This is a genomic window from Dehalobacter sp. (genome assembly GCF_030063005.1).
Lineage (GTDB): Bacteria > Bacillota > Desulfitobacteriia > Desulfitobacteriales > Syntrophobotulaceae > Dehalobacter > Dehalobacter restrictus.
Genome location: NZ_JAPDHR010000014.1, coordinates 61,478 through 76,561 on the forward strand (window position 1 = coordinate 61,478; position 15,084 = coordinate 76,561).

Annotated in this window: 10 protein-coding genes; 9 read left to right on the forward strand and 1 reads right to left on the reverse strand. The window is 47.0% G+C overall.

The genetic code is table 11. From position 1 onward, the window contains the following. Nucleotides 1-40: 40 nt before the first annotated feature. The 8 genes from lonB (at nucleotide 41) to OKX56_RS04370 (ending at nucleotide 9,866) form a co-directional block, all read left to right on the forward strand. On the forward strand, nucleotides 41-1,786 hold the full coding sequence (gene lonB / locus OKX56_RS04335) for an ATP-dependent protease LonB (RefSeq protein WP_015044664.1): 1,746 nt from the start codon (nucleotides 41-43) through the stop codon (nucleotides 1,784-1,786). 38 nt (nucleotides 1,787-1,824) lie between these two features. Beyond that, entirely contained in the window at nucleotides 1,825-4,209 is a 2,385-nt protein-coding gene (gene lon, locus OKX56_RS04340; protein ID WP_015044663.1) for an endopeptidase La, read from the forward strand. Nucleotides 4,210-4,488: 279 nt separating this feature from the next. Continuing rightward, nucleotides 4,489-5,100, forward strand: coding sequence for a ribosome biogenesis GTP-binding protein YihA/YsxC (gene yihA, locus OKX56_RS04345; RefSeq protein ID WP_015044662.1), 612 nt, complete (start codon nucleotides 4,489-4,491; stop codon nucleotides 5,098-5,100). 158 nt (nucleotides 5,101-5,258) lie between these two features. Continuing rightward, on the forward strand, nucleotides 5,259-6,248 hold the full coding sequence (locus tag OKX56_RS04350) for a sodium:calcium antiporter (RefSeq protein ID WP_015044661.1): 990 nt from the start codon (nucleotides 5,259-5,261) through the stop codon (nucleotides 6,246-6,248). A gap of 117 nt (nucleotides 6,249-6,365) precedes the next feature. Beyond that, nucleotides 6,366-6,962, forward strand: a complete 597-nt coding sequence (locus tag OKX56_RS04355; RefSeq protein WP_015044660.1) for a hypothetical protein — start codon at nucleotides 6,366-6,368, stop codon at nucleotides 6,960-6,962. 213 nt (nucleotides 6,963-7,175) lie between these two features. Then, entirely contained in the window at nucleotides 7,176-8,714 is a 1,539-nt protein-coding gene (locus tag OKX56_RS04360) for an ArnT family glycosyltransferase (protein WP_015044659.1), read from the forward strand. Nucleotides 8,715-8,782: 68 nt separating this feature from the next. After that, entirely contained in the window at nucleotides 8,783-9,514 is a 732-nt protein-coding gene (locus OKX56_RS04365) for a glycosyltransferase (RefSeq protein ID WP_015044658.1), read from the forward strand. A gap of 4 nt (nucleotides 9,515-9,518) precedes the next feature. Next, nucleotides 9,519-9,866 carry an EamA family transporter gene (locus OKX56_RS04370; protein WP_015044657.1) on the forward strand — a complete coding sequence of 116 codons (348 nt, stop codon included), beginning with the start codon at nucleotides 9,519-9,521 and terminating at the stop codon, nucleotides 9,864-9,866. 127 nt (nucleotides 9,867-9,993) lie between these two features. Here OKX56_RS04370 and OKX56_RS04375 read toward each other — a convergent pair whose 3' ends face one another. Further along, nucleotides 9,994-11,793: a ribonuclease J gene (locus OKX56_RS04375; RefSeq protein ID WP_015044656.1), complete on the reverse strand. Its 1,800-nt coding sequence runs from the start codon at nucleotides 11,791-11,793 to the stop codon at nucleotides 9,994-9,996. 599 nt (nucleotides 11,794-12,392) lie between these two features. Here OKX56_RS04375 and OKX56_RS04380 point away from each other — a divergent pair. Further along, nucleotides 12,393-15,068, forward strand: a complete 2,676-nt coding sequence (locus OKX56_RS04380) for a valine--tRNA ligase (RefSeq protein WP_015044654.1) — start codon at nucleotides 12,393-12,395, stop codon at nucleotides 15,066-15,068. Nucleotides 15,069-15,084 lie beyond the last annotated feature (16 nt).

Below are 15,084 nucleotides of genomic sequence, written 5' to 3' on the forward strand. Positions count from 1 at the left end.
GTAAATACTACATAGAGAGTCTTGAGCAGGAGGTACAAGAATGGAAGGTTTAGGGTTTGGGTCACTACTGGCGATGATTCAGCTGGCTTTTGTCTTGGTTGTCGGGATTTATTTCTGGACGATGTTAAGGCAGCAGTACTCGACGAGATCTGCTGTGGAGAAGGAGTCCGTGAAACAAAAAGAAAAGCTGCAAAGAATGCGTAAAATATCTTTGACGATCCCACTGTCGGAAAAGACCAGACCGGAAGTCTTTGCGGAGATCATTGGACAAAAAGAAGGCGTGAAAGCACTTCGGGCTGCTTTGTGCGGGCCGAATCCCCAGCATGTCCTGCTGTACGGGCCTCCGGGCGTCGGTAAAACAGCCGCAGCCAGGCTTGTCCTTCAAGAAGCTATGAAAAATTCGCTCTCACCGTTTAAAAGTGAGGCAAAATTTATTGAAATTGACGGTACGACAGCCAGATTCGATGAGAGAGGGATCGCTGACCCGTTGATTGGTTCTGTCCATGATCCGATTTATCAGGGAGCTGGCGCCATGGGGATGGCGGGAATACCGCAGCCTAAGATGGGTGCAGTCACCAAAGCCCACGGTGGGATTCTTTTTATTGATGAAATTGGTGAACTTCACACTATCCAAATTAATAAACTGCTTAAAGTGATGGAGGACCGCAAGGTTATTCTGGAAAGCTCGTACTACAGCTCTGAGGACAGCAATGTCCCTGAGCACATCCACGATATTTTCCAAAACGGCTTGCCGGCAGATTTTAGAATGATCGGTGCGACGACCAGAAGACCGGAGGAAATACCAGCGGCAGTACGCTCACGCTGTATGGAAATTTTCTTCAGGGCGCTTCAGCCGGAGGAAATTGCAGTCATCGCCAAAAACGCTGCCGAAAAAATTGATATAGAGATCACAGACAGAGCATTGGAAGTTCTTGAAAAATACGCCACGAACGGCAGAGAAGCTGTCAATATCGTGCAGCTGGCAGCCGGAGTCGTTCAAAATGAAGGTCATTGCTGTATCGATGAGGAGAACATCGAATGGGTGGTTACGACCGGACAATACACGCCAAGGCCGGAGAAAAAAATTCCGCCTTTCCCCCAGATAGGATTGGTCAACGGCCTAGCAATCTACGGAGCGAACCTTGGCATGCTCCTGGAAATCGAGGTCACAGCCTACCCGGTCAGGAACCGTAAGGGAGAGCTCTATGTAACCGGAATTGTTGAAGAGGAAGAATCAGGTTATGAGGGTAAAAAAACGCGCCGGAAAAGTATGGCGCGCTCCTCACTAGAAAATGTTCTGACGGTGCTTTGCCGGGAGCATAGGATTGAACCGCGTCATTACGATATCCATGTCAATTTCCCTGGGGGAGTTCCAATGGATGGTCCGTCTGCAGGGACGGCAATGGCGACCGCAGTGTATTCAGCAATTAAGAAATGCAAGGTAGACAATACCGCAGCTATGACCGGGGAGTTATCGATCCGGGGCAGAGTAAAACCGGTTGGCGGGATCAGTGCCAAAATTGAGGCAGCCGTCCAGTCAGGGTGTAAAAAAGTATTTATTCCGCAGGAAAACTGGCAGGCCAGGTTTGCTCACTGGGAAAAGGACATCCAGATCATTCCGGTGGAAACGCTCGATGAGATATTGAATGCAGTACTGCAACCTGTTCTGCCGATCACCGACATGGTCGAAGTGGATTTGTCGGAAAAGGAGGTATCGCTGAATAAAGTGCTGAAAAGGATAAAAATTCCATCCGGCAATTTGCATGAACAAGGTAAACCGTGTTAAAATATAGCACTGACAAGTCTTTTGAGGGGAGATAAATTATGCAAGAAAGAGAGATACCGATCCTTCCGCTTAGAGGAATCCTTGTCTTTCCCTATATGGTGATTCATCTTGATGTTGGCAGGGAAAGATCCATGGCAGCCATTGAGGAAGCAATGCTCTTGGATCGCCAGATTCTTCTACTATCGCAAAAGGAAATGGAAATAGACAGCCCGACGATTGATGATCTGTATACAGTAGGCACAATTGTCGATATTAAACAGCTTTTGAGACTTCCCGGCGGGACAATGCGCGTTCTCGTCGAGGGGATCTGCCGTGCCGAGATCAAGGAATTTTTGGCGGAAGATCCTTTCTTTAAAGCGCAGGTAGAAAGATTCCCCGGTAATGAGCGTATGACCCCAGAACTGGAGAATATGACCAGAAGTCTGACCCACCAGTTTGAAGAATATGCGCGTCTCAGTAAAAAAGTATCCCCTGAAGCGATTGGATCGGTGCTTGCTGTAAAAGAGCCTGGTCGGATGGCTGATTTGGTGGCTTCCCACCTGAATTTAAAGATAGAAGATAAACAGGCGGTTCTTGGCGCGATTGATGTAAGCGAACGCCTGGAAAAGCTCACCGAACTGATCATGCGTGAAATCGAGATTCTTGAGCTGGAAAGACGCATTGGGCTCAGGGTACGAAAACAGATGGAAAAGGCCCAGAAAGAATATTACCTGCGGGAGCAGATTAAAGCGATCCAGAAAGAACTGGGCGACAAGGATGAAAAACAGGCTGAAATTGAAGAATATAAAGAGAAGATCGAAAAGGCGAATCTGACGGATGAGGCCAGGGAAAAGGCCTTGAAAGAACTGGACCGCCTCGAAAAAATGGCTGCATCTTCCGCTGAAGGAACCGTTGTCCGGACGTATATTGACTGGATCATCGCGCTTCCCTGGAATAAGGCGAGCAGGGACAAAGGGGATATGCATAAGGCTGAAAAAATATTGGAAGAAGACCACTATGGTCTGGAGAAAGTCAAGGAGCGGATCCTGGAGTATCTTTCTATCCGTAAACTCACGCCAAATATGCGCAGCCCGATACTTTGCTTTATCGGACCGCCCGGAGTAGGTAAAACCTCACTCGCGAAATCCATTGCGAGGTCTCTGGACCGCAAGTTCGTCAGAATGTCCCTGGGCGGCGTTCGCGATGAGGCGGAGATCAGGGGTCACCGCCGGACGTATATCGGCGCATTACCCGGCAGGGTGATTCAGGGGATACGCAAGGTGGAAACGAAAAATCCGGTCTTCCTATTTGATGAAATTGATAAAATGTCTTCAGACTTTCGCGGGGATCCTGCTTCTGCCATGCTTGAAGTGCTTGATCCGGAGCAGAACCATTCCTATGCGGATCACTATCTGGAGGTTCCATTTGATCTTTCCAAAGTGCTGTTTATCATGACAGCCAACTATATCGAAAATATTCCGCGTCCGCTTCTGGACAGGATGGAAGTCATTCATTTAAGCGGCTATACCGAAGATGAAAAAGTCAATATTGCGGTTCGGCACCTCGTACCGAAACAGATGAAAGTGCACGGGTTGAAAGAGATTGTTGTCCGGCTGGATAGCGCCTGCGTCCTGAAGATTGTCCGGGGTTATACCAGGGAATCCGGAGTCAGGAATTTGGAACGCGAAATTGCTAATGTGTTGCGTAAAGTAGCGGTCCGTGTTGTGAAAAAGGAATGGAAGCCGAGGACACTGACACCGGAAGATATTGAAACCCTGCTCGGAGCCCCCCGCTATTTTTACCGAACAGTGGGCTTCGAACCGGAGATCGGCGCTGCCGTCGGCCTGGCTTATACTGAAGTCGGAGGAGATGTACTGACCATTGAAGCTACGCCTCTGGCAGGCAAAGGAAGACTGACGCTGACGGGAAAACTCGGCGATGTGATGAAAGAATCGGCGCAGGCAGGATTGACATTTGTCCGTTCCCAGGCTGAAAGCTTGGGGATTAGCAAGGATTTTTACGATCAGCTTGATTTGCACATTCATGTGCCGGAGGGAGCTGTACCGAAGGACGGACCGTCCGCCGGCATCACGATGGCGACGGCAATGGCTTCGGCGCTTTCTTCCAGAGCTGTCCGGCAGGATGTCGCGATGACCGGAGAGATCACGCTACGCGGCAATGTGCTGCCGATTGGCGGGCTGAAGGAAAAGGTGCTGGCCGCACATAGGGCGGGGATCAAAACGATTATTCTTCCCGAAAAAAACCTGAAGGACCTGGAAGAAATTCCGGAAGAAATCAGGAAAGAACTGGAATTCCGTTTTGTCAAACGAATGGAGGAAGTTCTGGATATAGCCCTTCTTCCGGTTTCTAAATCACAAGAATTCCTGCCGCAGCTGCCGGTCTACAACACGGATTTTACGCAGCCTGAAAGCAGGCCGCTGTAAGCAGCTTAAATAATCTGCTGCTAAACAGGTTTCAGTCTTATATACTGGCAGACGGGAGACAGAGGGGCGTTTTAGTATCTTGTTTCAGAGGAAACAAAGAAAACGTCCCTCTGTGTTTTCCTTTGTTTTCTAACTCCTTAGTCGGTCTCCCGATGTATTTGTCTCCCTTGGATTAATCCCGATTTTGGAGTACAATATTAGCTGTTGATGTTTAAGGACATAGTTGGGACATAACATAGTTGGGATATTGTACTCACGATGTTCCGTTGAGGTGATAGTGTGATTTTTCGTAAAGCAGAATTTATGATTTCGGCAGTGAAGCCGCAGCAGTATCCTGAGGGAACAAGGCCGGAGCTGGCTGTCTCAGGCCGTTCCAATGTAGGAAAGTCTTCTTTGATCAATAAGCTTGTCAATCGGAAGGGGCTGGCCAAGGTTGGCAAAACGCCCGGCAAAACGCAGACGATCAATTTTTTTAATATTAATGATGAATGGTATCTTGTTGATTTACCGGGTTATGGCTATGCAAAAGTGTCTCAGGAGACCCGAATGCAGTGGGGGAAGATGATGCAGACGTACTTTCGTCTGCGTGAAAATTTGAAAGGCGTCATTCAGCTGGTTGATATTCGCCATCAGCCGACCGAGGAAGACAGGATGATGCTGGAAATGCTTAAGGTCAACAACATACCTGTTCTGGTGGTAGCGACAAAAGCAGATAAGATTGCGAGGGGGCAACGACCCAAATATCTCAAAATCATTGCGGAATCTTTCAAAATGTCGGACTGGAAGACGATTATTCCTTTTTCTTCAGAGGACGGTACCGGCCTTCAGGAGCTAAATCAGGCCATGGATGATATTATCTTTCCTGATGCGGAAGACAAGCCCGGAGAGTGATCCGGAAGAATAATCAATGGAGAAGAACAATAGATTTTGAAGAGTAATGCAAAATAAAACATAGAATAATTAAGATTTTTATGGAAAATAATAACATTAATAGCTTTGAATTAATAGTTTAAGAGAAATAGTTTATTGAGCTAAACGGGAGATAAAAAATGATCGATATAATTTTTTTGGTTGTCAGTCTGGGTATTATTCTTCTTGGTGCAGAAGTGTTTACAAACGGAATAGAGTGGCTTGGCAGGAAACTCAATTTGGGTGAAGGGGCTGTTGGCAGTATCTTTGCCGCGGTAGGAACCGCTTTGCCTGAAACATTGATTCCGATTCTCGCGATTCTAACCTCCAGCGGTGCAAGCGGGCATGACATTGGAATAGGGGCAATTTTAGGAGCGCCGTTTATGCTTGGAACACTTGCTTTTTTCGTCACAGGGATTGCTGTGCTGATTTTCCGAAGAACAAACAGACCGATGTATATTCATCCGGAAGTCATTGAGCGGGATCTGAAGTTTTTTCTGATTGTCTATTTACTCGCAATCGTTGCTTCCTTTTTACCGACACACTCTTTGAAAATGCTGATTGTGATTGTTCTTGTGGGGGCTTATTGTGCCTATGTTTACCGGACAATCAAATCAAGCCATGGTGAAGCGAATTTAGAAGAGGAACTTCCTGTGTGCTACTTTTCCCGCAGGGGGGAGCCTAAGCTGATTGTCGTATTCGTTCAGATTATAGCTGCGCTTGCAATTATCATTGCGGGTGCGGAACTGTTCATCAATTCTGTTCAGGCTGTATCGACGGCTGCCGGAATCTCAGTGTTCATCCTGGCAATTATCATTACGCCAATTGCAACTGAACTGCCGGAGAAATTCAACAGTGTTCTCTGGGTGCGTCGTGGTAAAGACACATTGGCCATGGGAAATATCACCGGAGCAATGGTCTTCCAGAGCTCGGTCATTCCGGCAATTGGCATTTCGCTGACCTCCTGGGTTCTGGAACCGCTGGCCCTGGTCAGTGCGCTGCTTGCCCTAGCCTCCGCATCCCTTCAGTATTTCATCATCGTCAAAACGAAAACCCTCTATCCTGCAATCCTGATGATTGGTGGGGTATTCTATGCGATCTTCCTATTCCTTTCCCTAAGAGCGATTTAATCCCGAATGGAAGATATCACAGAAAAAAATAGACAAATGTTCCCAAAACTATGAATAAAGGTTATCCCGGTTTTAATATATTATAATAGGATAATATACGAAACCGGGTGATTTTTTATGGGAACAAGCATTCTAAAAGGCATTACCATAGGCCTGCTCGTCACGGTTCTGACCCTCCTGGCTGTACTGGTCACAACACTGGCTGGAATTGATGAAAAGATAATCGCCTATCTTGTGGATTTTGGTCTTTTGCTGAGTTGCCTGATAGCCGGTTTTCGAGCCAGCAGAGATTCCGGCCGGCTACTTCCTGCAGGACTGGCTGCCGGGGGATATGCTGTGGTTGGCATACTGCTTTTGGCTCTTTATTTTCCGATTGAAAGCCTTGGCGCCGTCAAAATCATTTCCGAGGGAATAGGTCTCGGATTGCTGGCAGGGGTACTCGGTACAGGTTTTCTTGGCTCTGAACGTGTCTCTTATGAACGGCTAAACAGTATATCGTATCCAAACAGTCTGGTGCGATCGAAATGGCCGTTAGAGGAAGACCGGAAATCCACAACTGAGATTCGGAGCAATTCCAGTTGGTACGGTGAAGACCCGGATGCGGAAAGGGCCCGGATCTACGAACTGTGCAGCAAAAAACCGGAACTCACGGAGGAAGAAGAAGCTTTCAACTGGTGGGAAGTTGAAACCAAGAGGCAGCTTCGGCGACGGTAACTATACAATCCAAAAGCGTTGACTTCATTTAAGCTTCTTTTCCACTTGCATTGTTTCAGGGCGAACGAGCAAGAGGGAAGAGGTTTTTTCTTCATTTGAAAAGAGTTTTAGTATAGGTAATCCATATACAGGAAAAGCTAAGCCGAATGATGAGTGCCGCGGTGGACAGAGCAAAAAATGAAAGCAATTGGATAGCTGAAAACAGGGGTGCCGATGATGACGAAAAGAGAAAAAGCCATCCTATTTTTCTTATTGACTTTTATTCTTCTGCTCAGGCTCTATCATATGAATGTCGGTCCTGTTGAAATTGAGGAGAGCTGGCGGCAGGCTGACACAGCATCAATCGCCAGGAATTTTGCGGGTTATGACTTTCATCCGTTTCATCCCAATTTGAACTACGACGGGATGTTTCCAAATATTCCGGCATTGGAAATTCAAGTTACGACTTATCTGATCGCGATCCTGTACAAAGTATTCGGCTATCATTATTTTCTGGCAAGGGCTGTTCCGATTGCTTTTTTTTTGATCTCAGCCCTATATCTGTATCTGCTGGCACGCCTGTATCTGGGGTGGAACGGAGCAGCTTACAGTCTTCTGATTTATGGGATCCTGCCGATTAATCTGTATTATTCCCGGGCGATTATGCCGGAGTCAACAGCCCTGATGTTCTGGATCGGAGGATTTTACTATTTTAACCGATGGATTATCAAGCAAAATAATAGCGGGGATTGTCAAAGAAACAATCACAGGAATCATGGGAATAACGGCAATCATAATCATAGAAATGATGATGTAAATGATTGCGATTATGGCGATCTGCGAAGCAAATACGGTTTGCTTATTTTGAGCTCGTTTTTTTTAGCTTTGGCAATCATGACCAAACCGCCTGTGATTTTTATTGGAATCCCCATGATGTATCTCTGTTTTAAGTATTATGGGCGGAAATGGCTGAAAATGCGTGTTTTTTGGATATACGGCTTCATTACGGCAGCGCTTCCAGCCTGCTATTACTATTTCAGTACTGCTGCTGCAGAGTATAAATTTACACTGGGCATTACCCGTAATATTATTTTTAAGCAGGCGGTTACCGCCTTTTACAGTCCGGAAGCACTTGACTTTTTCACGATAAATTTGCCGAGGGCCCTTGGAATGAGCGGGCTGCTTCTTTGCCTTGCAGGAATATTTTTTTTGCGGGAAAAGCAAAAAGTATTTTTGGTCTGGTTTATCACGATGATTTTCGAGGCAATCTTGATTGTAAGCGAGATCCGGGCATTTTATTACCTGATATTTTTGATGGTGCCGTGCTGTTTGCTGGCCGGTAATCTTTTGGCCAGGGCGGCTTCGGGTCCAGTGGGAAAAATTGCAGGAGTGGTATTGGTACTGCTCTTAATGAAGGAAAGTTATGATCTGGTCAAACCGATGTTCACCATCAACACGGTGATGGCGCAACAAGTAAATGTAGTAAAGCAGCTGACGGATCAGGACGATCTCCTTGTGGTCGGTTCTCTGGATCCGTGTCTGCTGGACTTAACGGACAGAAGAGGCTGGCGGTACAATCTTAGGCTGTATGCTGCAACCCCCAAAGATCCTATTCAGGAACTGGATGATTATATTGCAAGAGGAGCCAAATATTTTGTGCCAATTCAGGGGAAAATATATGGGGATCAGGATGAGAGGCTGTTGAGCTATATCGAAGGAGAATATCCGAAGATCGAGGTCGTACAGGGTTACCCGATTTATGTACTAAAGTGAGCGGCGACTGCTTATCCGCAAACTTACATTTATCTTTGTGGCAATACTGCCTGGAGGAGGCGAGTGATATGAAGGTCCTGATTGGCTTGCCCGCCTATAATGAAGCAGCCGGGATTATTCATTTATTCAACAGCATTGCATCCTACCGAGAGGTCAGCCGGTATAATATTCGGGTCCTGCTGGTGGATGACGGCAGCATCGACAATACTGCAGAAATTGTAAGCACTTACGCCCGGGATCATGGTTATGTAACGCTGGTCAGGCACCACGGAAACAAGGGCCTCGGAGAAGCCGTCAAAACAATTTTGCGTTATGCGCTGGAAAACCTGAAGGATGACGATGTCCTGGTTACCATGGATGCCGACAATACCCACAGCCCCCTGCTGATCGAGAGCATGATTGAAACGCTGAACAGTCGGGATCTTGACTTGGTTGTGGCCTCCAGATTTACTTCGGGAGGATATGAAATTGGGCTGAAAACCTTGCGAAAGTTATTCAGCCGGGGTGCCAGGTGTTTCTTTAAATTGTTTTTCCGCATCAGAAACCTTAATGACTACTCATCTGGCTACAGGGCATACCGGGTGAGAATAATCAGAAAGGCACAGGAACGCTGGAAAGAGCTGATTACGACCAACGGATTTGACTGCATGGCTGAGATCGCTGCTAAATTCAGCAGGATGGGGGTTAAAGCCGGGGAGGTACCGCTTATTCTTCATTATCAACAGAAAGAAGGGGCCAGCAAAATGCAGGTATCAAAGACAGTCAGAGGTTACTTTGCGCTGCTGGCTAAGGTGAGATAAACGGATGATTTATTTGCTGGCCTTGATTTCCATTGCTCTGGGATCGACCGGGCAGTTCGTTCTTAAGCTGGCGGCAGGGGAACTTCGGCTGGACAGCGGAATCTGGAACCTTATTTATTCGATGATCAGCCTGAAGATGGTCTTTGCTGTAAGCTGTTTTGTTTTCAGCATGCTGATGTGGATATTTGTCCTGAGAAAACTGGAACTCAGTATTGCTTATCCAATGGTCAGTCTGGGCTATATCCTGGTGATGCTGCTTTCCTTTTTATTTCTTCAGGAACAGGTTTCAGCCGCCAAGGTCGGCGGGACATTATTAATTGTGGCAGGGGTCATCGTACTAAACATGAAGTAATGTCCTACTTAAAGAATTTCTGATAAAAAGATTACCTGAGTCCATTGAACGGACTCAGGTAATCTTTTTATTGTCTGATGTGTAAAATCTATTCGTTTTTAAATTTTTAAATATTTAAAAAGGAATATCATGTTGGGGCTTGAATCTTAGGCTTCATTGTTCTTTTCGGACGCGCTTTTACAGCCATTTCCTTGTAGTTTGGCGGTTTGTTGGTTGCTTCTCTGGCAGCATTGTCTTTCTTGTTTACGTCCTTGATTACTTCGCTGTTTACTTCCTGAATGATGACCAGAATCATTGGACGTCTGCCGGTTCTCTGATAGAGGTGTTTTCCGACGATATCTTTGACCTTGTTTTTGATTGGCGCCCATTGGTTGATACCCTTTTGCTGGCATTCCTGCATAGCCACTCGGATCAGACACCTGACTTCGCTGATAATTTCTTCCGACTCCCGCACATAAATAAATCCGCGGGTCACGACATCAGGGCCCGCAACCAATGCACCGGTCGGACGGCTGACAGTCAGAACAGCAATCAATATCCCATCCTGCGATAACTGTTTACGGTCGCGCAGTACAATATTGCCGACATCACCGATCCCGAAACCATCGATCAGAACTCTGCCTGCCGGAATACTTTCGGCCATTTTAGCGCCCTCGTCCGTAAATTCCAGAACACTGCCGTTTTCGGCAATAAAAATATTTTCTTTAGGGATGCCGACCTGCTGCGCGAGTTCAGCGTGCTTGACAAGCATACGGTACTCACCATGCACAGGAAGGAAGTATTTCGGTTTCACCATGCTGAACATTAGTTTAAGTTCTTCTTCGCTGGCATGCCCCGAAACGTGCATTCCTGAAATCGGCTCATAGATGACATGCGCACCGAGTTTGAGCAGTTGGTCGATATTGCGGGAAATGGCTTTCTCATTACCGGGAATCGCGCTGGCCGAAATAATGACCGTGTCGTTCTCACTGATTGAGATCTGGCGGTGGTCGCCGCTGGCTATTCTGCTTAAGGCTGACATCGGTTCCCCCTGGCTGCCTGTGGTCAGGATGCAGAGCTGGTTGCCAGGATAATCCATTGCCTTGTCTACCTCAATCAGGGTTCCCTCCGGCATATCAAGATAACCCAGATCCATCGCAATATTAATGACATTGACCATGCTTCGTCCGATTGCAGCAACTTTGCGTTGGCATTTGACGGCAGCGGAAATCGCCTGCTGCAGCCTGTTGATATTTGAAGCAAAACTAGCAAAGATAATCCGTCCTTCGGCGTGGAAAAAGGCTTCATCAATATTTTGGCCGACAGACCGCTCGGACATGGTAAAGCCGGGACGGTCAACATTCGTGCTGTCGGACATCAGGCACAGAACGCCGTGTTCCCCTAATTCGGTAAATTTGTGTATATCCAGGACATCGCCGCTGACAGGCGTATGGTCGAGCTTAAAGTCTCCGGTATGGACAATGGTGCCAATCGGTGTATGGATTGCCAGGCCGACAGAGCCCGGAATACTGTGGCTGATGTTGATGAATTCAACCCGGAAAGCGCCGAGCCGGACCGTGTCATTCGGATGAATGACGTTGAGTGTCGCTTTCGTAATATTTGCTTCCTTCAGCTTGGACTGAATCAGGCCAATTGTAAGGCGTGTCCCATAAACAGGGACATTAAGATCCTTCAATAGATAAGGAAGAGCCCCAATATGATCTTCATGGCCATGGGTAATGAGTATCCCTGCAACCATTGCCTGGTTTTCAACCAAATACGTATAGTCCGGAATCACGATGTCAATACCTAAGAGGTCTTCATTTGGAAATGTCAGACCTGCATCAACCAGGATAATTTTATTATTATACCGGATGACGGTCATGTTCTTGCCGATTTCCCCGAGACCGCCGAGGGGAATAATTTGCAGTTTGTTCTCTTTTGTCAAAAACTTTTACCTCCATATTTTGTGTTGTGTCAAACAAGCAGAAAACAAGCCAAAATACGGTTAAACCCAAACGCCCCGGTGTTTAAGCATATTTCAGTAATTTTTTAATAGCCGTTCTGAGGCACATTAATTATTATTATATCACGTATTTGTGTTTTTAAACAAACATTGCCTGGGAAACCTTTCAGCTGATACGAATTTGAATGGGATCCTTTCGCTTAAAACCTTTTGACTTTTTTTTACTGCCTCAGTATAATAAAGAAAACTTCGCTGGCGCCAAGTCTTTGGCGGTCGCTTCTTGCCATCCTTGGCATTGCGGCACTAAGCCATCCATGGCTGTCGGCAGCATTAGCTGCACTTAGATGTAACAGAAGGGATGTATACATTCTGTTACACTAAAGAAAACTTGGTTGCCACCAAACCTTTTGTTGTTGGCGGCAGTATAGAATTTAGAATGGAATTGGCAGAGGGGCTGAAGGATTTCCTGATTCATTGCCGGCTGGAACTGTACAATCGTATAATATTCCGGTATGAAGTATTTATGTGAGTCTTTCGTCCTTTGGGCCGGAAGATTTTTTTGGTTCGAAAGGAGCCTTTTTATGAGTGAGGACCAACAGATGGCCAAAATATATGATCCTGGCCAGGTAGAGGAAAAATGGTATCAGTATTGGGAACAGAACGGATTTTTTACGCCAAAAGTTGAACCAGAGCAGAAACCTTTCAGCATTGTGATGCCGCCGCCGAACGTAACCGGGTCTTTGCATCTCGGACACGCGATGGATAACACGCTGCAGGATATTCTGGCCCGTTATAAAAGAATGCAGGGATATAATACGTTATGGCTTCCCGGGACAGACCACGCGGGCATTGCTACCCAGGCCAAAGTTGAGGAACAGCTGGCCAAAGAAGGAACGAACAGACACGAACTTGGAAGAGAAAAATTTCTAGAAAGAGTCTGGGCCTGGAAGGAACAGTATGGCGGTACAATTACCCGTCAGCTGCGCAAACTAGGTGCTTCCTGTGATTGGTCACGGGAACGGTTTACCATGGACGAAGGATGTTCCAAGGCTGTAAGAGAAGTCTTTGTCAACCTTTACAACAAAGGCCTGATTTATAGAGGGAACTATATTGTTAACTGGTGCTCCAAGTGCCATACGACTATTTCGGATATTGAAGTCGAGCATAATGAACGGGAAGGAAACCTGTGGCATATCCGTTATCCGGCAGCGGATGGCGGGGAAGGCGTTGTTGTGGCGACGACCCGTCCGGAAACGATGCTCGGAGACGTGGCGGTTGCCGTCCACCCTGAGGATGAACGGTACCGGCATCTTGCAGGAAAGAATGTGATCCTTCCTTTAGTGAAAAGAGAGATTCCGGTGATTACCGATGAATATGTCGAGAAGGAATTTGGCACCGGCGCGGTCAAAATTACGCCTGCGCATGACCCAAATGACTTTGAGATGGGGCTCCGCCATAATTTGGAGCAGATTAATATCATGAACAGCGATGCCACCATCAACGAAAATGGCGGCAAATACCAGGGACTGGATCGTTACGAAGCACGCCGCCGGATTGTCAAAGATCTGGAAGAGCTTGGCCTTTTGCTTAAGATAGAACCGCATACCCATGTAGTGGGGGAGTGTTACCGCTGTTCCACAGTGGTTGAGCCCCGAGTCAGCAGGCAGTGGTTTGTGAAAATGAAGCCATTAGCTGAACCGGCAATCAAAGTCGTGCAGGATGGCGATCTGCAGTTTGTGCCCGACCGTTTTGCCAGGATCTATACAGGCTGGCTGGAAAATATCCGGGATTGGTGTATATCGCGGCAGCTCTGGTGGGGTCATCGTATTCCGGTTTGGTATTGTCAGGATTGTGGAGATGAAGTTTGCGTGAAAGAGGATCCGGCGGCATGTCCGAAATGCGGAAGCCATCACCTGCAGCAGGATCCCGATGTTCTGGATACGTGGTTTTCTTCCGCACTCTGGCCATTCTCAACCATGGGATGGCCCGAAAATACCGCTGAACTGAAACAGTTTTATCCGACGAGTGTTCTGGTTACCGGCAGGGATATTATTTTCTTCTGGGTAGCCCGGATGATTTTTATGGGACTGGAATTCCGGGAAGATGTTCCGTTCCACAAGGTGATGATTCACGGGTTGATTCTTGACCCGCAGGGGCGCAAGATGAGCAAATCACTTGGCAACGGTGTCGATCCGATCGAAGTCATTAATCAATATGGTGCGGACACCCTGAGGTTTATGCTGATTACCGGCAACACACCGGGTAATGATCTGAGATTCCATTTTGAAAAATTAGAGTCCACCAGAAACTTTTTGAACAAAATCTGGAATGCCTCCCGTTTTGTGCTGATGAATCTGGAGGACTACCAATCGGAAGCTAAGGAACAGCCTGCCGGACCGTACGCTGCTGAGCTTACCCTGGCAGACAAATGGATTCTGTCACGCTATGAAGATACGGTTCAGAATGTCACGGCTGCTTTAGAGCGCTTTGACCTTGGGGAAGCCGGCAGACTACTCTATGAATTTATCTGGAATGAATATTGTGACTGGTACATCGAGCTGACTAAAAAACGACTTTATATGAAAGAAAACCAGTCTGAACGCCAGACCGCCCAGCGCATTCTCTTTGAAGTGCTGGAAGGTACAATGAGACTGATTCACCCGTTTATGCCGTTCTTAACTGAGGAGATCTGGCAGCATCTGCCCATCAAAGGAAAGACGATTATGCTCAGCTCCTGGCCGCAGGTTGAAGGATATCGCAACGAGCAGGTTGAAAAAGAGATGAATGTCCTGATGGATATTATCCGGGCAGTGCGCAATATCCGGGCGGAGATGGGTGTCGCTCCGGGCCGCAGGGCAGATATCCTGCTCGTAGCTCCCGAAAAAGATATGCTCTCGGTTCTACAAAGCGGTCTTGCGGATATCCGGCAGCTTGCAGTTGCGGAAAACATCACAATTTTACAGCAGATGGAGAATAAGCCGCCGCAGTCCGCCAGTACGGTTCTTACTGGTGTTACCGTTTATATACCACTGAAAGGGCTGCTTGATTTGGACAAAGAAGTGGCCAAGGTCCGCAAGGAAATTGAAAATATGATCAAGGAACAGAAAAGGCTGGAAGACAAGCTCGGCAACCCAGGGTTTACCTCGAAAGCGCCGGAAGAGGTCGTTCAAAAGGAAAAAGAGAAACTGGATGATATCATGGTCAGAATGCGTTCTCTAAAACTCAGATTATCCGATTTAAGCGAAGAGCTTGAATAAATCTGCAAAGGATTAA

Bases quoted from the DNA above. Each gene is read 5' to 3' on its own strand.
- OKX56_RS04365 (WP_015044658.1), top strand. From the start codon at position 8,783: ATGAAGGTCCTGATTGGCTTGCCCGCCTATAATGAAGCAGCCGGGATT.
- lonB (WP_015044664.1), top strand. From the start codon at position 41: ATGGAAGGTTTAGGGTTTGGGTCACTACTGGCGATGATTCAGCTGGCT.
- OKX56_RS04355 (WP_015044660.1), top strand. From the start codon at position 6,366: ATGGGAACAAGCATTCTAAAAGGCATTACCATAGGCCTGCTCGTCACG.
- OKX56_RS04350 (WP_015044661.1), top strand. From the start codon at position 5,259: ATGATCGATATAATTTTTTTGGTTGTCAGTCTGGGTATTATTCTTCTT.
- lon (WP_015044663.1), top strand. From the start codon at position 1,825: ATGCAAGAAAGAGAGATACCGATCCTTCCGCTTAGAGGAATCCTTGTC.
- OKX56_RS04370 (WP_015044657.1), top strand. From the start codon at position 9,519: ATGATTTATTTGCTGGCCTTGATTTCCATTGCTCTGGGATCGACCGGG.
- OKX56_RS04360 (WP_015044659.1), top strand. From the start codon at position 7,176: ATGATGACGAAAAGAGAAAAAGCCATCCTATTTTTCTTATTGACTTTT.
- OKX56_RS04380 (WP_015044654.1), top strand. From the start codon at position 12,393: ATGAGTGAGGACCAACAGATGGCCAAAATATATGATCCTGGCCAGGTA.